Raw genomic sequence first — 20,731 nt, forward strand, 5'->3', positions numbered from 1 at the left:
CTTCTATTTAATATGTACATCAAGCTGATTAAAGCAGATTTCCACCCCAGCTTTATCAAATTCAGCTTTAATTTCTTCCAATACATCCCATTTTGTCTGCCAGAAGTACTCTGTTTCAATCCAAAATCTAAGGCCTACCTGAACAGCACTGTCTGCAAGCTCTGCAACGAAGACCTTTACAGGCTCTCCATCAATGCGATGATCCTGCTTTTCAGCAATTCTAAGCATAATCTCTTTTGCTTTTTTGATATCTGCATCGTAGCTAATGCCAACTGTCTCGTTGAACATTCGACGAGTCATGGCTGTGTTGTTGGTAAGTGTAGTAGCAGACAATGTACCGTTTGGTATCTGGACAGTACGACCATCAATCATTTTAAGAGTGGTGTAGATGATGTTGATTTTCTCAACTGTACCCTCCTGACCAGTGGCATGCTCAATAATGTAATCCCCAACTCTGAAAGGCTTCATAACCAGGATAAGGATACCACCTGCAAAATTGGAAAGTGCTCCCTGTAAGGCAAGACCGATAGTCACACCAATACCAGCCACACCTGCTGAAATAGAGGTGGTGGTAACTCCAAATAAACCTAAGATAATTGTAATAAGGATAATATAGAGAATCCATTTAAGTACTGACTCAAGAAAGGTCTCAACACCGGCATCCACATCCTTAAGGCTCATTGCCCTGTGGAATACCTTTATAATTCCCTTTATTACCTGAGTTCCAATGATGAATACGATTATAGAAAGCAGTACGCTCCAACCGAAACTCCAAAACTTTGGAATCATGGCCTCCAGCTGCTGCTGTAATACACCTTTTTGAATATCTTCTACAAGTTCTTCCGCTGTAACTGTCTCAAGTGTTGTGTCCACGAACCTATCCTCCCATGATTTAATCCGTAATATTATAGCATATAACTATAAAAATAACACCTAACATAAAAACGGCCCCTCTAGGTTTACATGCTCCCGCAGGCCACCTTCCATACTTCACTAGGCAACCTCCCCTTCGGGTTCCTTCCTAGCTTGTATGGAGCCTTCCTGCTCGCGCTCGCCTAGTATTTGAGGCCGTTTTATACAAACTATATTTTATGTATGAATAATCCACTACGTAGCTTAGGTTCAAACCAAGTAGACTTAGGTGGCATCAAAAGCCCTGCGTCAGCAACATCAAAGAGTTCCTGAATACTTGTAGGATACATTGCAAAGGCAACTTTACAGTCAGTGTTGCAGCGTCGTTCCAATTCTTCCAAGCCTCGAATACCTCCTACGAAGTCGATGCGTGCGTCAGTCTTTGGATCTTCAATGCCAAGAAGTGGCTCAAGAACTAGATTCTGAAGCAAGGATACATCCAAGCCCTCCACTGGGTCATCCACCAAAAGTTCTGGCTTCACCTTGCAAAGATACCAGGTATCCTCCAAAAGCATACTCCACTGTCCCTTTTCGGCTGGGCGTATTGGAGAATCAGAGGTTTCAACTATATCAACGATAGAATCAAGCTCCTCCAAAAGCTCCTCTGGAGCAAGTCCATTCAAATCCTTAACCACGCGATTGTAATCAAAAATCTTAAGCTCTTCATCTGGGAATAAAACTGACAGGAAGTAGTTAAAATCTTCTGTTCCTGTGTAGTCAGGATTTTCTTCTCTTCTCTTCAAGCCCACCTTTACTGCGCTTGCAGCACGATGGTGACCATCCGCAATATAGATGCTTTCCATCTTCTGGAAAGCTGTGAAAATCAATGCTTTGCTCATCATGTCATCAATAATCCAGCAGCGATGTCTTATTCCATCCTCTGCAGTAAAATCGTATAGAGCTGGACGAGTCTTTGTTTTCTCGATAATACCTGAAATAGTATCATCCGCCCTGTAGGCCAAAAAGATTGGACCTGTCTGGGCACTGCAGGTATCCACATGACGTATTCTATCCTGCTCCTTATCAGCTCTGGTATTCTCGTGCTTTTTGATAACACTATTCTGATAGTCGTCAATGGAAGCACAAGCCACAATACCTGTCTGCGAGCGACCGTCCATAGTAAGCTCATAAAGATAATAAAAGGCTTCATTGTCCTGAACAAATCTGCCTTCTTCTATCCACTGATTCAACATTTCAGCAGCCTTGTTATAAACAGCCTCCGAATACATATCTACATCCTCTGGAAACTGTGTTTCTGGTCTATCGATAGCCAAGAAGGATTTAGGCTGCTGCTTCACCTTCTCATAAGCTTCTTTTCGATTATAAACATCATAAGGAAGGGCTGCTATAATAGCAGCCTCTTCCTTTGATGGTCTTATTCCTTTAAACGGGATTATTCTCGCCATTCTTATTTAACCACCCTTACTTTAATTACCCCATCAACCTTCTTGATTTCTTCAACAACAGCATCAGAAAGCTTTGTTCCAAGATCAAGAAGTGTATATGCGTAGTCGCCACGGCTCTTGTTTGTCATATCTTCTACGTTTACATTTTCCTTACTAAGGATTGTTGTAAAGGAAGCGATAAGACCAGCCTTATTCTTGTGAAGAATTGCAACACGTGACTCTGCTGTGCAGACACCCATATCACAATCAGGATAGTTTACAGAGTGGCAAATATTACCGTTCTCCATGTAATCCATAACTTCCTTAACTGCCATTACTGCACAGTTATCCTCAGCCTCCTCTGTAGAAGCGCCAAGGTGAGGAGTACAGATAACTCCCTTCTTACCTGCTGTAGTAGGATTAGCGAAGTCTGTCACATAGTGACGAACCTTTCCTGCCTCGATTCCATCAAGAACAGCCTTTTCATCCACAAGAAGATCACGAGCAAAGTTAAGAATAACAACACCCTTCTTCATCATCTGAACAGCCTCTTTGTTGATCATACCCTTTGTTGCATCAAGAAGAGGAACGTGAACTGTAATGAAATCGCACTCTCTATAAATATCCTCCACGTTTGTTACGTGCTTTACGTTACGTGAAAGATTCCAAGCAGCATTTACTGAGATGTATGGGTCATAACCAAGAACTTCCATGCCAAGACGGTTTGCATCATTTGCAACCTTAACACCGATAGCTCCAAGACCGATAACACCAACCTTTTTACCAGCAATTTCTGTACCAGCAAAAGCCTTCTTAGCCTTCTCAGCTGTCTTTCCGATATTTTCGTCATTCTGATTATCAAGCACCCAGTTGATACCACCAACGATATCTCTAGAAGCAAGAAGCATTCCAGCAAAAACAAGCTCCTTAACACCGTTTGCGTTAGCACCTGGTGTATTGAAAACTACGATACCTTCATCAGCGCACTTATCAAGTGGAATGTTGTTGACACCAGCACCTGCTCTTGCGATACAAGCCAACTTATCACCAAGCTCCATATCGTGCATAGCAGCTGAACGAACTAAGCAAGCATCAGCTTCACCGATGTTTTCAACTTTCTTGTAGTCTGTTGAGAAGTTAACTAAACCTTTATCTGAAATTGGATTTAAGCAATTATATGTAAACATTTTAAACTCCTTACTCCGCCTGTCACACTCTCAAGCATCAGTTCTCTTTCTTCAGCTAACATGCTTCATTCAGAGAACTAATAGCTTGATAGCTACAGGCTCATTTAAATACTATGAATTTGCTTCTTCAAATGCCTTCATGAATTCCACGAGTTTTTCGACGCCCTCGATAGGCATTGCGTTGTAGATTGATGCACGCATACCACCAACAGTTCTGTGACCCTTAAGGTTTACAAAGCCTGCAGCTGTTGCTTCTTTTACAAACTTAGCATCAAGCTCTTCGTTGCCTGTTACGAAAGGAACGTTCATAAGTGAGCGGTCTTCCTTTCTAACTGTGCCCTTAAAAAGCTTTGAAGAATCAAGATAATCATAAAGAATCTTAGCCTTCTTCTCGTTGAGCTCCTTCATAGCTGAAAGTCCGCCATTCTTAAGAAGCCACTTGAACACCTTCCCGCAGATGTAGATATCATAGCAAGGTGGTGTGTTGTAAAGGCTGTCGTTGTCTGCCTGAGTCTTGTACTTAAGCATTGTTGGTGTGCCAGGAAGCACATCGTCACGGATAAGATCCTCACGGATGATTACGATAACCATACCTGCTGGTCCAACGTTCTTCTGAACACCACCGTAGATGATGCCGTACTTGCTTACATCAACTGGCTCAGAAAGAAAGCATGAGCTAACGTCTGCAACAAGGTCCTTACCCTTTGTATTTGGAAGAGTCTTGAACTTTGTGCCATAGATTGTGTTGTTTTCGCAGATGTAAACATAATCCATATCATCAGTGATAGGAAGGTCAGAACAATCTGGGATGTAGCTGAAGGTCTCATCTGCTGAGGATGCAAGCTCTACTGCCTCGCCATACATCTTAGCTTCCTGATATGCCTTCTTTGCCCACTGACCAGTGATGATATAGCCAGCCTTCTTATTCTTCATAAGGTTCATTGGAATTGCAGCAAACTGCTGGCTTGCTCCACCCTGAAGGAAAAGAACCTTGTAGTTATCAGGGATGTTCATAAGTGTTCTGATGTCTGCCTCAGCATCCTTGATGATTTCATCAAAAACCTTGGAACGGTGGCTCATCTCCATTACGGACATTCCACAGCCCTTATAATCAAGCATCTCATCAGCTGCTTCTCTAAGAACCTCCTCTGGTAATACTGCTGGTCCTGCACTAAAATTGAAAACTCTACTCATTACAAAAATTCTCCTTTCAAATCAAGCCTTCCCCTTGAGGGGAAGGTGGCCGAAGGCCGGATGAGGTGTTATTTTTCCTCAAAAAATTCGTTTATAGGTGCTCCCGGTGCTACCATTGGCCATACCTTGTCATCACTATCAATGATACAGTCAATAAGCACAGGCTTCTCGGATCGGAGTGCCTCCGAAAGCGCCGATTTAAACTCATCTTGAGTTGTAACTCTAATTCCGGTTGCGCCCATTGCTTCTGCAAGCTTTACATAGTCCACCCCATCGTCAAGAACGGTTGCAGAATAGCGCTTTCCATAGAAGAGAGTCTGCCACTGTCTAACCATTCCAAGAACGTGGTTGTTTACTACTATTTCAATGATTGGCAGCTTTTCACGTGAAGCTGTTGCCATCTCATTCATGTTCATTCTGAAGCAGCCATCACCTGCAAAGTTGATAACTGTCTTATCAGGATTTCCTGTCTTTGCGCCGATTGCAGCACCAAGACCATATCCCATTGTACCAAGACCACCTGATGTAAGAAGCTGATGTGGCTTCTTGTACTTGTAGAACTGAGCAGCCCACATTTGGTGCTGTCCTACCTCTGTGGTGATAATAGCATCGCCCTTTGTCTGGCGATAAGTCTCAGCCACAATATACTGACCTGAGAGACCTTCCTCTGGAGCCTTGAGAGGATTCTTTTCTGAAAGCTCCTTTACATGCTTCATCCAAGTTGCATGCTTCTGCTCTGGAAGAAGCTTGTTAAGTCTAGAAAGAATCTCCTTCACATCACCGATGATTGCATGATCAGTCATAATATTCTTATTAATCTCAGCTGGATCAACATCAAACTGAAGAATCTTTGCATTTGCTGCGAAAGTTGCAGGATTGCCCAAAACTCTGTCAGAAAATCTTGTACCCACTGCAATAAGCAAATCACACTCAGATACTGCAAGGTTTGATGCCTTTGAGCCGTGCATACCAAGCATACCTGTGTATCTTTCGTCTGTGCCGTTGAAGGCACCCTTTCCCATAAGGGAGTCGCATACTGGCGCATCCACCAAATCCACGAACTTCTTTAAATCCTTTGAAGCGTTTGCAAGAACTGCACCACCACCAACGAATACCACTGGCTTCTTAGCCTTCTTAATAAGCTTTACAGCTTCATTAAGAGCATCCTCAGTAATATCCTTCTTTACTCGGCCTGCTGGGATTGGCTTCATTGGCATGTATTCGCACTTGTTTGTTGGAGCAGTTATGTCCTTTGGCACATCAATAAGAACTGGGCCTGGACGACCGCTCTTTGCAATAAGGAAGGCACGACGAATAATCTCTGCCAAATCCTTTATATCCTTAACAATAAAGTTGTGCTTTGTGATAGGAATTGTGATACCTGCGATATCAATCTCCTGGAAGGAATCCTTGCCAAGAAGAGGCAAAGTAACATTGCAGGTGATTGCAACCATAGGAACTGAATCCATGTGAGCTGTAGCAATTCCTGTTACAAGGTTTGTTGCTCCAGGGCCACTTGTTGCAAAGCACACGCCAACCTTACCTGTTGCACGAGCATATCCATCTGCAGCATGAGCAGCCCCCTGCTCATGTGAGGTAAGAACATGATGAATTTCGTTGCTGTGCTTGTATAATTCATCATATAAATTTAAGATGGCTCCACCTGGATAACCGAATACTGTGTCAACCCCTTGTTCCTTTAAACACTCTATAATTATCTCTGATCCACTTAATAACATAATGTAAAAAACCTTTCTGTTCGTAGTCCGTCCGTTACGCCTACAAGCCTTAGTGTTTCTCCGCTCACCATGGAAAGGTTCGCTTGAGAAACCTAAGAGCTTGATGTCTACGGACTCTTCTATGAGCTGGTATGATACAAATATAACCAGCAGATTAAAGTTCCGGAGTACGTAAAATCGCACCTCTATTTCCTGAAGTTACCTGGGCTGCGTAACGACGCAGGTAGCCGCTAGTTACACGAGGTTCACGAGGCTGCCATTTAGCCTTACGTGCTGCAAGCTCTTCATCGCTAACCTTCAAGGTCATGGAATAATTTGGAATGTCGATTGCGATGATGTCGCCTTCCTCAACAAGAGCGATTGGTCCGCCAACAGCTGCCTCAGGTGAAACGTGTCCGATGGAAGCTCCACGGCTGGCGCCTGAGAAACGTCCATCTGTAATAAGAGCAACTGATGAGCCAAGTCCCATACCAGCAATAGCTGAGGTTGGGTTGAGCATCTCTCTCATACCAGGGCCACCCTTAGGGCCTTCGTAGCGGATAACCACCACATCGCCCTCTACAATCTTGCCGCCCTTGATAGCTGCGATTGCATCTTCCTCACTATCAAATACTCTTGCTGGGCCTTCGTGAACAAGCATCTCAGGAACAACAGCACTACGCTTTACAACTGATCCGTCTGGTGCAAGGTTTCCCTTAAGGACTGCAAGTCCACCGGTCTTTGTATATGGATTGTCCACAGGTCTGATAACCTCTGGATTTCTGTTTACCGCATTTGCGATATTCTCACCAACAGTCTTGCCTGTAACTGTCATGCAATCTGTGTTGAGAAGTCCGATATCTGCAAGCTCCTTCATAACTGCCCAAACACCGCCGGCCTCGTTAAGGTCTTCCATGTATGTAGGACCTGCTGGAGCAAGGTGACAAAGGTTTGGAGTCTTTTCTGAAATAGGATTTGCAAACTCGATATCAAAATCAAAGCCAATCTCGTGAGCAATTGCTGGAAGATGAAGCATTGAGTTTGTTGAGCAGCCAAGTGCCATATCAACTGTAAGAGCATTAAGAACAGCTTCCTTTGTCATAATCTGACGAGCTGTAATGCCCTTGTTGTACATATCCATAACAGCCATACCAGCATGCTTTGCAAGTCTGATTCTCTCTGAATAAACTGCTGGGATTGTTCCATTTCCTCTAAGACCCATACCAAGTGCCTCAGTCAGACAGTTCATAGAGTTTGCTGTGTACATACCTGAACAGCTTCCACATGTAGGACAAACATTTTCTACGAAGTTCTCAACCTCTTCCTCTGACATGTTGCCAGCTGCATGAGCACCAACTGCCTCAAACATAGAAGAAAGAGAACGCTTCTGACCACCAACATGACCTGCAAGCATTGGACCACCTGAAACAAAAACTGTAGGAAGGTCTAGTCTTGCTGCTGCCATAAGAAGACCTGGCACGTTCTTGTCACAGTTTGGAACCATTACAAGTGCATCAAACTGATGAGCAAGTGCCATACACTCTGTAGAATCTGCAATTAAATCTCTTGTTACAAGGGAATATTTCATTCCGATGTGTCCCATTGCGATACCATCACAAACTGCGATAGCTGGAAACACCACTGGAACACCTCCGGCCTCGGCTACGCCAAGCTTTACGGCATCCACGATTTTATCAATATTCATATGGCCTGGTACTATCTCATTGTATGAGGATACGATACCAACCATAGGCTTTTTCATTTCTTCCTGAGTAAAACCTAATGCATTAAACAAACTTCTTGCTGGAGCTTGCTGCATACCAGCTCTTGCATTGTCACTTCTCATATTAAACTCCTCCAAATTATAGTCTTTCTAATATCAAATTTCCCATTTCGACGGTTCCTACCTGCTGTACGGATGAGCCGTCGCGAGGCATGATATCGATGGTGCGGTAGCCGTCAGATAGCACTTTCTTTACGGCGTTTTCGATTGAGTCGGCCTCTGCATCCAAGTCGAAGCTGTAGCGGAGCATCATAGCAGCAGAAAGGATGGTAGCAATAGGATTTGCGATACCCTTTCCTGCAATATCTGGTGCGCTACCGCCTGATGGCTCGTAAAGACCAAACTTTGTATCATTAAGTGAAGCTGATGAAAGCATTCCGATTGAACCGGTAACCATGGATGCTTCATCACTTAAAATATCTCCAAACATGTTCTCTGTAAGGATAACGTCGAACTGACGAGGATCCTTTACAAGCTGCATGGCACAATTATCAACAAGCATGTGCTCGTATGTTACCTCTGGGTAATCCTTTGCAACCTCTTCAACGATTTTTCTCCAAAGACGAGATGAATCAAGAACGTTTGCTTTATCAACAGATGTAACCTTCTTACGACGCTTCATTGCAATATCAAAACCACGCTTTGCAATTCGACGAATCTCTGACTCGCTGTAGGTGAGGCTGTCTCGTGCAACAAGCTGTCCATCCTCTTCTACTGTGGAACGTTCTCCAAAATAGAGACCACCTGTCAGCTCTCTCATAATCATCATGTCGAAGCCGTCACCAATGATGTCGTCTCTAAGTGGACAAGCTTCCTTTAATTCCTCATAAAGGTATGCAGGACGAAGATTTGCAAAAAGATTAAGGCTCTTTCGAAGCTTCAAAAGACCTGCCTCAGGACGCTTATCAGCTGGAAGCTTATACCATGGACTGGTAGATGTGTTTCCGCCAATTGAACCCATTAAAACTGCGTCTGATGCAAGAGCCGCCTGAATCGCTTCCTCTGTAAGAGGTTCGCCGCAGGCGTCAATAGAACATCCTCCCATAAGAATTTCAGTGTAATTAAATGTATGTCCGAACTTTGCCCCAACGCCATCAAGAACCTTAATAGCCTCAGTAACAATTTCTGGACCAATTCCGTCGCCTCTAATTACGCCAATATTAAAATTCATAAGCATTCCTTCCCAAGCTCATCTGGTTTTGGCAAATCCCTGTAAAGTAAAGCTTTGACAGACAATTTGCTCAAATCCGAACTAAATTCTACTAATACTCTCTATTAGTAATTTTGTTTTTAACATTTTAGTACACTAAAGCGCGAAATTCAAGGTAGCAGAAGGCATTTTAACAACTTTGACAAAATAACCTAAATACTTCAAAAATATGTATGTAGAGTTGTTAAACTTCACCACTCTAAAGTGTTAAATACATGATATAAAAAAAGTTGCCACCAGCCTTTTTGCTCCTGGTAAAAAATACCATCACAAAAATCAGCTGGTAGCAACTATAATTAATAGAATTATTTCACTTCCACAAGCTCAATTGTAAAGTTAAGTTCTTTGCCAGCCATCTCATGGTTGGCATCAAGTGTAATTTCTGTATCGTTCTTAGCAACCACCTTTACTGGGAATGGTCTGCCGTATGGATCCTGCAAATATACCTGCTGATCTACCACTAAATCCTCTGAGCCAGGAAGCTGAGCTATCTCAAGTGTAATGACAGCGTCCTCGTCACGCTGACCGTAAGCTTCCTCTGGCATAAGGTGAATATCAACCTTATCACCAACTTCCATGTTTGCAACAGCTTTATCAAAGCCCTTAATCATCATGCCTGCGCCACAAACGAACTCAAGTGGCTCGCCTCTGTCATAAGATGAATCAAACTGTGTTCCATCGTTAAAGGTACCTCTGTAATGTGTACGACATGTCTTGCCAACATTCTTGCCCTCAAATTCTGACTCAGAGTGACATCCACCGCAACCAGAATGACCGCCACAGCTGTGACCATCCTCATGAGAGCCACATGTGTGACCTTCACCATGATGATTGCAATTAACACCTGTGTTGATAAGCTCGCCCTTAAGGTATGCCTCAACTGCTGCATCCACATCTCCTGATGCACCTGCGCAAAGCTCAATTCCATTTTCGCTGAGGGCTGCCTGAGCACCGCCGCCAATTCCACCACAAATAAGTACATCGATTGACTTGTTGCTAAGAAGAGATGCTAAAGCACCGTGTCCCTGTCCATCAGAACCGATAATCTCTGATGAAACCACCTTGCCATCCTCTACTTCAAAGACTTTAAACTGCTCTGTATGTCCAAAGTGCTGAAACACCTGTCCATTTTCGTATGTTACTGCTATTCTCATTTTTATACTCCTTCAAAACAAAATCTTGCTTATTATACCTGCTAAATAATGAGAATTCAATAACATAATCATTCACATCAGCCTTCCAGCCTTATGCCCTTGATTGAGCAGCATTTTGGTAGATAAAATAATCCCTCGAGAAATGTCTCGAGGGATTTGTATTTTATATAACATTCTATGCCTTTGCAAGAGCCTCTAACAACGCCACAACATCGTCATCTTCCATCTGACCAGAATTAATAATCAAATCAAAGTACTCAGATGAGCCCCATTTCTCTCCAGAATGAAGCTGGAAGAATTTTTCACGCTTCTTGTCGAACTTGCGCATAACTTCATCGGCTTTATCTTTTTCAATTCCTTCAACAGTGACTGCTCTATCTCTGCGATACTGGTCATCTGCTGTGATGAACACCTTAAGGCATTTTTTATCCTTCAAAATCTCGCTGGCACAGCGACCTACAAAGACACAACCTGGCTGTTCAGCGGCTTCGCGGATAATCTCCACCTCAGTGTTGAAAATCTTTTCCTCCATGGAAAGATTCTCGCCTGGAGCCCTAAAGAAAGCCTTAATAGGAGTCTGCTCATCCATTCCTGAAACCTGGTCATAAGATAATCCCATGCGCTTGCAGGTTTCGACAACTACACCGCGATCATACAAGCGATAGTTCAGTTTCTTTGCCAGTTTCTCAGCGATTCCGTGTCCACCACTACCATATTTACGTTCAATCGTAATGTAATCATACATAAAAGAGCCCCTCCTTACTGAATCAAACCTTTAGTTTCAATACATCAGTTACAACTAGCTTGTTATCCTTCCCTATAAATACTATATCATAGTCGTGAAACGCAAGTCTAAACTCTCTTTCTTTTTTTCGGTCATAAGCCGCTCTTGGATCCTGCTGCAACAGCTCTACTGCTGCATTTCGGACCTCTAGAGGAAATTTTTCCAAAAGATGTTCTGGAAACTCCACCTGCACCTGAGCTTCTTTGGAAAGAGAATCTGTAAAGCCTCCCCTGGCCTCTGGGTGAGCATCCGCATATGGAATATAGGGCTTGATGTCGTATATTGGTGTGCCATCAAGCATATCCACCCCTGAAACTATAAGCACTGGCCCCTGCTCTAGGGTCTCTTGAACCTCTAAAAGCTTCACCGAAGAAAGACCTATATTGTTTGGTCTAAAAGGTGCCCTTGTGGCAAACACCCCCATGTGTTTTTCACCACCAAGCCTTGGTGGTCTGACGGTGCCCCCTTCCAATGGCTTGTTCTTGGAAAAGCCCCACAGCAACCACAGATAGTCGTAATCTGTGATGCCCTCGATAAAGGTTGGGTTCCTGTACTCAGGAGTAAAAACTATGCGTCCTATTTCACTAACTAATCCACTTTGTCTAGGTATACCAAATTTTTGTGTAAATCCTGTGTTTATATGAGCTATCTCTTTTAATTCCATAAAATTATCACTAACTGCCAAGCCCGCTGGTTACAGCCACAAACATAAATACTGTTTTTCTCATCGTTTTCACTATACTCTCAAAAAACAGTATTTATATTTGTTGCTTACCAGCTCATTCTCAATTCCTATAATCTTTTATTAATCAAAAATGGGTAGCACATTTGACTCATGTACTACCCAAAAATATTGTCATACTAACGTTATTTTATTTTCCGTCGTAAGTTACTACTGATGCTACGTCGTACTTTGCGAGCTTTTCGCGTCCGTTGAGGCCCTTAAGCTCCATAAGGAATACGACTTTTGCAACTTCGCCACCAAGCTCCTCGATGAGCTGGCAAGCTGCCTCGATTGTACCGCCTGTAGCGATAAGGTCGTCAACTACAACAACCTTCTGACCTGGCTTAACTGAATCCTTATGCATCTCGATTGTAGCTGAACCGTACTCAAGGTCATAAGACTTCTCTACTGTCTCACATGGGAGCTTACCCTTCTTACGGATGAGCACAAATGGCTTGCCCATAGCGTATGCAAGTGGTGCACCGAAGATGAAACCACGGCTCTCTGCTCCTGCGATAATATCAAAATCAACACCTTCAAGAAGCTTCTTCATCTCATCAATAGCAAGCTTGAAGCCCTCAGCATCCTGAAGAACTGTTGTGACATCTCTAAACATAATACCTGGTTCTGGAAAATCCGGAATAGTTCTTACGTAGTCTTCTACTTTTTTCATTTAAAACTCCTTCTACATGTAAAGCACCATGTTTTTCCATTTTTGGAAGGTGCAAACTATAGTTGGATAAAAAGATATTATCCTTATCAATTATATAAGTTTTGGGCTTGTTTTACAAGTGGTGCTGATAGGTCATCAATCAGACTCCAAAATAATTGCAGTTAAAATCCAGAACTCTCGCATCATAAATATCTAGATTATTAAGTGTAGTAGTATTCATTATTACCTCCGGATTTACCCATTCATTATTTTTATCTTTCAAATAAGTAAGTGTCGAATCCTATTCCAATCTCTATGTCAGAATTACCTTCAAGACCTTTATAAGGCATCCCCCCGAAGTCAAATATTTGCGTTAATTCATCTTCATTATTGTAGTGATAAAACATATATCTAGTCCCACTGGAAATAAAAATGAAATAAATAATATACAAATTAATTCTACTATGATTTTCTTATTCTTCATTTATATACTTCTCAAGTGCAATAGCACTAACTCTTGATTTTTGAATACTACTGATTACTGAATCATCTCTGCTAATAACAATTGTTAAAGAACTATCCCATGCAATTATTTCCATCAAAGCCAAGGGATGTTGGATTGAAATTGGTAATTCCCATATATCAGAATTCCCCTCTGCAAAGGGAAGCTTTTGATTAAAGATTTTTTCATCATCTACGCTCTTATCAAATGCAGAAAAGACACCCCAAATCCACTGGAAGTTTTCTTGTTCAAGCAGTTCAGTAATTTTTTCTCCTGATAATATTACTGGTTTTCCTGAAAACAATTCACGAATCTCATCATTTTGAGGATAGCATTCATAGTCAGTCAGGAGCCAGTTATACTCTTTACATTTATCTATACTGATTGCATCAAATACACTTCTCAAATCAGTATAAAATTTTTCACCTTCACTAATCACTAATCCATTCATTTATACTTTCATCTACCCCTAAATATTCTTGTCTCTGATTTATAAAGCTTTCTATTTTCTCAGCAGAATAAACAACATAACCTAAGTCAGAAAATATTTTGTCGATATTGTCATCTTTATATTCTTTAGAAATTCCTTCTTTTTTTATTGAGTCCCATTCATATAAATAATACGTATATAAATAATCCTGGCTTCCATTCTGTTCACTTAAAAAGTAACATTCAACTTGAATATTCTGCAATAAATCCTCTGAAATATCATGAGATTCTATTTCTTGATGCTTTAAAAAATCCTCTAGTGACAAATAATAATACTTTCCATAATAAAAATGTCTCTTAACATTTGCATCAAGGTAGCTGTAGCGCATTTCACACATACCAGTATGTGTATAGCCAACATATTTCAAAAAACCTTTATCAGAAATCTGTATTATATTATTTAATTCATCCCCTACATCAAAATATAAAACTTGTAGTGACCCCTCAATATTTTTAAGAATATATTGTACATATTTTCCGTCGGAATAGTTTCCACTGACTGTTATCAGTAATTCTTTTTCACCATCATTGCCACAATCAATATATTTGCTTTGTATAGAGATTTCCTCATTAGTAGTGGCTAGCGATAAGTTGTCATCTAAAATATCGTTTATCTCGTTTAGAGTATATTTTTTTTCGCCAAATAGTTTTTCAAGATTGGGATCTGTTAGTCTAGTATTAGCACTTGAAAAGCTTGCCTCCTCATTGTTATTAATAAAGTTCTCGTACATATCCATAGATGATAGTGATTCATTGTGCTCTTTTCCTGAACCGTCATCGTTTATTATATTCTCGTTGTTCAATGTACCATTTTTATTATCTTCATTCTGATAGATATTCTTGTCACATGAACAAAACACAATGGTAATAAATAACGCTGTCACTATGAAAATTAGTCTTTTCATGAATTGATATCTCCATAAAACACAAAACTCACACTAATTAAACACTAATCATCCGCTGGAATATTACTAATCAAAGTACTTAAAGACTTGCAAAAGAAATTTTACGTAGAAACAATTTTTGAAACTTATTCTCACTACAAATATAACATATCAAGTATTATCCAGTAAAGAATACGGCCCCCCACTCTCCAAATAAAAATGGGGTCCCGAAGGACCCCAATTTGTGGATAGTACTAAATAAAGTACCGATGCGTTTGGCCACGCTAACTACTGGAGAAGTGAAAGAACACCCTGTGTAGACTGATTTGCTTGAGCGAGCATTGACTGGCCTGCCTGAGCAAGAATATTGTTCTTGCTGTATGTAACCATCTCATCAGCCATATCTGTATCACGGATACGTGATTCAGAAGCTTCTGTGTTCTCTACTACATTGTCAAGATTTGCGATTGAGTGCTCGAGTCTGTTCTGTATAGCACCAAGACCTGATCTTTGAGCTGATACCTTAGCAAGGGCGTCTGCGATTGAGTCGATTGCGTATGTTGCTGCCTTGCCTGTTGCATCAGAAACGTTAAGTCCCTGGATACCAAGTGCTGTTGCGCTCATGCATTCGATTGTAACACCAATCTTGTTTGTCATGTCGGCATCAGAACCAACGTGAAGATTGAATGACAAATCGTTCTGTACTGTTGCAGATCCCTTTGTGATTCTGAACTCTACCTTTGTCAGGTTGTCACCTGTTACCATTGTAGGTTTCAAAGCATCACTTACACCCTTTGTTGATGTAGCATCTGTAACAGTTATTGTCTGATCACCTAACTTAGCAGTTGGAATGTTGATAATTGAATCGCATCCAATTGATGAAGCCGCTCTAAGCTCGTTTGCCATAAGCTGATAAGCTTTTGAAGCTGTAATAACAGTTGCTGTCTTGTCGTCTACACCATCATCTGGTGCATTTCCGTCTTCTGTGCTGAATAATACAGCAACCTTACCGTTGTACTCAATTGTTGAGCCTTGGCTTGCAAACTTGTTAAGGTGTGTAGCCTTAACCTCTGATGTGTAAGCGTTTGTCTCTGTAGAAATAGTAAATGACTTACCATCAATCTTTACAACTTCACCTACTGTAAGATGAGGTGTTGCACTGCCGTCTGCTGAAGTTCCAAGTACAGTTAAAGCATTTGCTAACTGTTCCTCTACAGTATTACCCTGAACACCAATTGTGTACTTAACGCCACCAATTGTTACTGTGTCACCCATTGCAAGTGCGTTGATGGTGAAAGTAGCTGTTGTTGTGTTCTGTGTAAGTGTGCCTGCAAGACCTGCGTCATGAGCTGCAATAACTTGTGTCTTGGTGCCGTAGTCCCCCTTGAGAAGATAGGTCTCGTTGAACTTTGTCGTTTCAGAAACACGATCAATCTCAGTTGTAAGCTGTAAAATCTCATCCTGAATAGATGAGCGGTCACTTTCTGAGTTTGTTCCGTTTGCTGCCTGGACTGCCAACTCATTCATTCTCTGAAGCATTGAATGTACCTCTGTAAGGGCACCTTCGGCGGTCTGTACTGCTGAGATACCATCTGATGCATTTGTTGATGCTTGATCAAGACCTCGAATCTGCTTACGCATTTTCTCAGAAATTGAAAGACCTGCTGCATCGTCTGCTGCACGATTGATTCTAAAACCAGATGAAAGTTTCTCAGTAGATTTAGACTGAGCGTTTGTTGTAATTCCTAACATTCTTGAAGCATTAGCTGCCTGCATATTGTGTTGTACTACCATAATTTCTACCTCCTTGTAGATACTCTTGTGATTCCATTCATAAGAGATGCGATGAACGCATAACGTAAATTTAAAGTTTCAATGATTTGGAATGCCACATACTTTAGGCTGCATCCGTATCTATATAACAAGGGAGTGACCAACCTCCACATGCTATCAAAGGAAGAAATTGCACTTTCACTTGAACTTATAGTCTCAAATGAAAACGCCTAGTAGTATAACAGCTTTATTTAATTGTAAAGCTACGATTATGAAGGATAACAGGTTACTGTTTCCATCTACTTTAATTATCGGTGAGGACGGAAAAAACTTTAGAACAAAAATCAAAAAAGAGGACTTCCTCTAAGGAAGTCCCCTATTTTACTAGTATTTAAACTAGTCTGCGCGAAACGATTAACTGGAAACTAGCTAACTATAAGCTATATGCTAGATTATCCAAGGATTGATAATACGCCCTGTGTTGACTGGTTAGCCTGTGCAAGCATTGCCTGACCTGCCTGCTGAAGAATGTTATTCTTGCTGTAGTTAACCATTTCATCAGCCATATCTGTATCACGGATACGTGATTCAGAAGCATTTGTATTCTCAACTACGTTGTCTACGTTAGCGATTGTGTGCTCTAATCTGTTCTGGATAGCACCGAGTGAAGATCTCTGTGCAGATACCTTCGAAACAGCGTCAGCGATTGCATCGATAGCGTATGTAGCTGCTTTACCTGTTGCATCAGAAACGTTAAGTCCCTGAATACCAAGTGATGCAGAGCTCATGTCTGTGATTGTAACGCCAATCTTGTTTGTCATATCAGCGTCAGAACCAACGTGAAGGTTGAATGTAAGGTCATTCTGAACTGAAGCCTCTCCCTTTGTAAGGGTAAAGGTTACCTTATGACCCTCAACTGCACTAGGCAACTGATTGTTGTAAGTTGCTGATGCATAATTACCGTTTACACCATCACCATCGATAGCAGCCTTACTAGGAAGTGCGATAACCTCATCTGCACCAATTGAAGATGCTGAACGAAGTTCGTTTGCGATAAGCTCATAAGCCTTCTCTGCTGTAATAAGTGTAGCATCCTTCTCATCAACAGCATCTGATCCATCAGCCTTGTTGAATAATGTTACTGCCTTACCATTGTACTCAATTGTAGAACCTTCACTTGCGAAAAGATTAAGCTGTGTCATCGCAACTTCTGATGTGTCTGCATTAGTCTTATTAGCAATTGTGAATGACTTGCCATCAATCTTAACTACCTCGCCAATCTCTAAGTGCTTCTCAGCATCTTTGTCTGCGGATGTGCCAAGAACATCTAAAGCATTTTCAAGCTGAGTCTTTCCACCACCTGATGAAACACCGATTGTATACTTTGTTCCACCAATTGTGTAGGTGTCGCCCATTGCAAGCGCATTCATTGTAAATGTAGCCTTTGATGTGTTCTGTGTAAGTGTTCCTTCAAGACCTGCATCATGAGCTGCGATTTTGATTGTCTTTGTACCATAATCGCCCTTAAGAAGATAAGTCTCGTTGAACTTTGTTGTCTCAGCAACACGATCAATTTCAGTTGTAAGCTGATTAATTTCGTCCTGGATTGAAGAACGATCAGACTCACTGTTTGTTCCGTTAGCTGCCTGTACTGCCAACTCGTTCATTCTCTGAAGCATTGAGTGAACTTCTGTTAACGCACCTTCAGCTGTCTGCACTGCAGATACACCATCCTGAGCATTTGTAGATGCCTGATCAAGACCTCTAATCTGCTTGCGCATCTTCTCTGAAATTGAAAGACCAGCTGCGTCATCAGCTGCACGGTTAATCTTGTAACCAGATGCTAACTTCTCTGTTGACTTTGACTGATTTCCTGCTGTGATGTTGAGCATTCTTGAAGCATTGGATGCTTGCATATTGTGTTGTACTACCATAAAATTCTACCTCCTTGTAGATACTCCCGTTGGAATCCTTTCCTGGGAGATGTGACCGGGGTCAAAAGTTGTGAATAACAACTTTTGTGCCCTAGTAAGCTATGCTTACATTTCACATGTTAATAAATTACTAACCGTCACCCGGAAGCTAACCGAATGACTATCTATAATCAACACAGTACTCGCGCGGCATACTGCATGACTATCGAATAAAAAATAAACTAGTAGTAAACATAATTAGTATTTAATTGTAAAGTTGCAATTTGATAAATGGAATTAGAAACTTGAAATTATTCATCGATCCTTAACATCCTTGTTCTGTATCGAATAAGATATTTAAATGATGTTTGTAAATCTCAGATAATGAAGTCCTTTTCATTTATCTTTGGTGCCTTGGTGAGCTATAATAAATGTCCTTCTCACCCTTGCAACTAGTTTATCGGATGACTCTTTTTAAAACTTAACCCCTTTTTAGAAATTTTTTTATTATTTTTTTATTTCCTTCTAAATGCTGGTGTTAAGCTTGTGTTTTAGGCTTAATTTTTAGCCCCTTATCACCCTTGCAACTTATATATCGGAGGAAGTGTTATAAACTTAACCCCTAAATCAAAAAATTTTTATTTTATATTAAAATTATTTTAAACCCCAGAAAAAGGGCCCCCTTTCCTATAGGAAAGAAGCCCTTGAATTATGCTTTATATATCTAGTCACGCGATTAATTGGTTAATCCTTATTCAGTTTTGGTTTCACTACCCTAAAATAGAAAGTACTCCCTGGGTAGACTGGTTAGCCTGTGCAAGCATTGCCTGGCCTGCCTGTGTAAGAATATTATTCTTGCTGTAGTTAACCATTTCATCAGCCATATCTGTATCACGGATACGTGACTCAGATGCATTAGTGTTCTCAACTACGTTATCAACGTTAGCAATTGTATGCTCTAATCTGTTCTGGATAGCACCGAGTGAAGATCTCTGTGCAGATACCTTAGAAACAGCGTCTGCAATAGCGTCGATAGCATATGTTGCAGCCTTACCTGTAGCATCAGCTACATTAAGACCCTTAATACCAAGACCTGTAGAGCTCATATCATTAATTGTAACTCCAATCTTGTTTGTCATGTCAGCATCAGAACCAACATGAAGGTTAAATGTAAGATCATTCTGAACTTCAGCAGAACCCTTTGTAAGAGTAAATTCTACAGTCTTTCCATTTACATCAGAAGCAGTCTTGCCATTAGCCTGTGAAGCAGTAACTGATGTAGCTGCATCATTATCACCAATCTTAACAGTTGCGCCTGAAACCTGTGTTGTAGCACCAATGTTTGAAGCTGCCTTGAATTCGTTCAAAATGAGATTGTAAGCCTTCTCCTCTGTAATAAGAAGAGAATTGTTGTCATCAACACCATCTGATGGTGCTGCTCCAGTATCTGTGCTAAATAATGTTACAGACTTGCCATTGTACTCAATTGTAGAACCCTGTCCTGCAAATGTACCAATTTCATCATTCTTAACTTCTGATGTATCAGCATTTGTTGCACCTGCAATAGTAAATGACTTGCCATCAATCTTGATTACTTCGCCATTATCAAGGCTGCTTGCATCTAATAATGCAAGAGCATTTGAAAGCTGGTCAGATGGACTTGTACCAGAAACACCGATTGTGTACTTAGTTCCACCAATTGTGTAGCTATCGCCCATCTTGAGCTGCTGCATTGTGAAGGTAGCCTTCTGTGTGTTCTGAGTAAGTGTTCCATCAAGACCTGCATCATGAGCTGCAATCTTGATTGTCTTTGTGCCATAATCACCCTTAAGCAAATATGTCTCATTGAACTTTGTTGTCTCAGCAACACGATCGATTTCAGTTGTAAGCTGTTTAATTTCATCCTGGATTGAAGAACGATCTGTTTCACTGTTTGTTCCGTTAGCTGCCTGAACTGCAAGTTCATTCATTCTCTGGAGCATAGAGTGAACTTCTGTAAGAGCACCTTCAGCTGTCTGCACTGCAGATACACCATCCTGTGCATTTGTAGAAGCCTGATCAAGACCTCTGATCTGCTTACGCATCTTCTCTGAAATTGAAAGACCAGCTGCATCATCTGCTGCACGGTTAATCTTGTAACCAGAAGCTAACTTCTCTGTTGACTTTGCCTGGCTTCCAGAAGTGATGTTAAGCATTCTTGAAGCATTACTTGCCTGCATGTTGTGTTGTACTACCATAATGTTCTACCTCCTTGTAGAAAGCACCGAGAATCCATTCCCGGATGTGCGTGGCCAAACGCACTTTGTTGAATAGTTACGATAACCATCAGTACTCGCGTGGTATACTGCTTAGCTATCACGTTATAAAAAACGCATTCCAGACGCTCGCTCAAACATCTGTAACATTATAATAGCACCTTTTTCTGAAATTAACAGTTATTTCACTAAATGTTCATACTTTTAGGGTT

Annotated in this window: 16 protein-coding genes; all 16 read right to left on the reverse strand. The window is 41.2% G+C overall.

Going from position 1 to position 20,731, the window contains the following annotated elements:
• Positions 1-3: 3 nt before the first annotated feature.
• The 16 genes from BLR54_RS04895 to BLR54_RS04970 all read right to left on the reverse strand — a co-directional run bounded on the left by BLR54_RS04895 (position 4) and on the right by BLR54_RS04970 (position 20,501).
• Entirely contained in the window at positions 4-873 is an 870-nt protein-coding gene (locus BLR54_RS04895) for a mechanosensitive ion channel family protein (RefSeq protein ID WP_242871200.1), read from the reverse strand.
• A 209-nt stretch (positions 874-1,082) separates the two neighbouring features.
• Positions 1,083-2,318 (reverse strand): DUF1015 domain-containing protein, encoded by a 1,236-nt coding sequence (locus BLR54_RS04900; protein ID WP_090417564.1) that lies wholly within the window; start codon positions 2,316-2,318, stop codon positions 1,083-1,085.
• Between the two features lie 2 nt (positions 2,319-2,320).
• Positions 2,321-3,484 carry a phosphoglycerate dehydrogenase gene (locus BLR54_RS04905; protein ID WP_090417566.1) on the reverse strand — a complete coding sequence of 388 codons (1,164 nt, stop codon included), beginning with the start codon at positions 3,482-3,484 and terminating at the stop codon, positions 2,321-2,323.
• 111 nt (positions 3,485-3,595) lie between these two features.
• Positions 3,596-4,678: a 3-phosphoserine/phosphohydroxythreonine transaminase gene (serC, locus tag BLR54_RS04910; RefSeq protein ID WP_090417568.1), complete on the reverse strand. Its 1,083-nt coding sequence runs from the start codon at positions 4,676-4,678 to the stop codon at positions 3,596-3,598.
• Between the two features lie 68 nt (positions 4,679-4,746).
• The gene (gene ilvB / locus BLR54_RS04915; protein WP_090417571.1) at positions 4,747-6,417 is read right to left on the reverse strand and encodes a biosynthetic-type acetolactate synthase large subunit; all 1,671 of its coding nucleotides are present in this window, start codon (positions 6,415-6,417) and stop codon (positions 4,747-4,749) included.
• Positions 6,418-6,571: 154 nt separating this feature from the next.
• Positions 6,572-8,242 carry a dihydroxy-acid dehydratase gene (gene ilvD, locus BLR54_RS04920; protein WP_090417573.1) on the reverse strand — a complete coding sequence of 557 codons (1,671 nt, stop codon included), beginning with the start codon at positions 8,240-8,242 and terminating at the stop codon, positions 6,572-6,574.
• A 16-nt stretch (positions 8,243-8,258) separates the two neighbouring features.
• On the reverse strand, positions 8,259-9,350 hold the full coding sequence (gene leuB / locus BLR54_RS04925) for a 3-isopropylmalate dehydrogenase (RefSeq protein WP_090417575.1): 1,092 nt from the start codon (positions 9,348-9,350) through the stop codon (positions 8,259-8,261).
• A 344-nt stretch (positions 9,351-9,694) separates the two neighbouring features.
• Positions 9,695-10,543: an FKBP-type peptidyl-prolyl cis-trans isomerase gene (locus BLR54_RS04930; protein WP_090417577.1), complete on the reverse strand. Its 849-nt coding sequence runs from the start codon at positions 10,541-10,543 to the stop codon at positions 9,695-9,697.
• 175 nt (positions 10,544-10,718) lie between these two features.
• Complete coding sequence (locus tag BLR54_RS04935) at positions 10,719-11,288, reverse strand: cytidylate kinase-like family protein (protein WP_090417579.1); 570 nt, start codon at positions 11,286-11,288, stop codon at positions 10,719-10,721.
• A 22-nt stretch (positions 11,289-11,310) separates the two neighbouring features.
• Entirely contained in the window at positions 11,311-11,991 is a 681-nt protein-coding gene (gene tsaA / locus BLR54_RS04940) for a tRNA (N6-threonylcarbamoyladenosine(37)-N6)-methyltransferase TrmO (RefSeq protein WP_090417581.1), read from the reverse strand.
• 208 nt (positions 11,992-12,199) lie between these two features.
• Positions 12,200-12,724 (reverse strand): adenine phosphoribosyltransferase, encoded by a 525-nt coding sequence (locus BLR54_RS04945; RefSeq protein WP_090417584.1) that lies wholly within the window; start codon positions 12,722-12,724, stop codon positions 12,200-12,202.
• A 452-nt stretch (positions 12,725-13,176) separates the two neighbouring features.
• On the reverse strand, positions 13,177-13,656 hold the full coding sequence (locus BLR54_RS04950; protein ID WP_090417586.1) for a DUF2691 family protein: 480 nt from the start codon (positions 13,654-13,656) through the stop codon (positions 13,177-13,179).
• Positions 13,637-14,599, reverse strand: a complete 963-nt coding sequence (locus BLR54_RS04955) for a hypothetical protein (protein ID WP_090417588.1) — start codon at positions 14,597-14,599, stop codon at positions 13,637-13,639. The genes BLR54_RS04950 and BLR54_RS04955 overlap by 20 nt, the downstream gene beginning before the upstream one ends.
• A gap of 267 nt (positions 14,600-14,866) precedes the next feature.
• Positions 14,867-16,372, reverse strand: a complete 1,506-nt coding sequence (locus tag BLR54_RS04960) for a flagellin N-terminal helical domain-containing protein (RefSeq protein WP_090417590.1) — start codon at positions 16,370-16,372, stop codon at positions 14,867-14,869.
• A gap of 431 nt (positions 16,373-16,803) precedes the next feature.
• Positions 16,804-18,285, reverse strand: coding sequence for a flagellin N-terminal helical domain-containing protein (locus BLR54_RS04965; protein ID WP_090417592.1), 1,482 nt, complete (start codon positions 18,283-18,285; stop codon positions 16,804-16,806).
• Between the two features lie 749 nt (positions 18,286-19,034).
• Positions 19,035-20,501 carry a flagellin N-terminal helical domain-containing protein gene (locus BLR54_RS04970; RefSeq protein WP_090417594.1) on the reverse strand — a complete coding sequence of 489 codons (1,467 nt, stop codon included), beginning with the start codon at positions 20,499-20,501 and terminating at the stop codon, positions 19,035-19,037.
• Positions 20,502-20,731: the final 230 nt, after the last annotated feature.

The sequence above is a fragment of the Pseudobutyrivibrio sp. YE44 genome, from assembly GCF_900104335.1.
Lineage (GTDB): Bacteria > Bacillota > Clostridia > Lachnospirales > Lachnospiraceae > Pseudobutyrivibrio.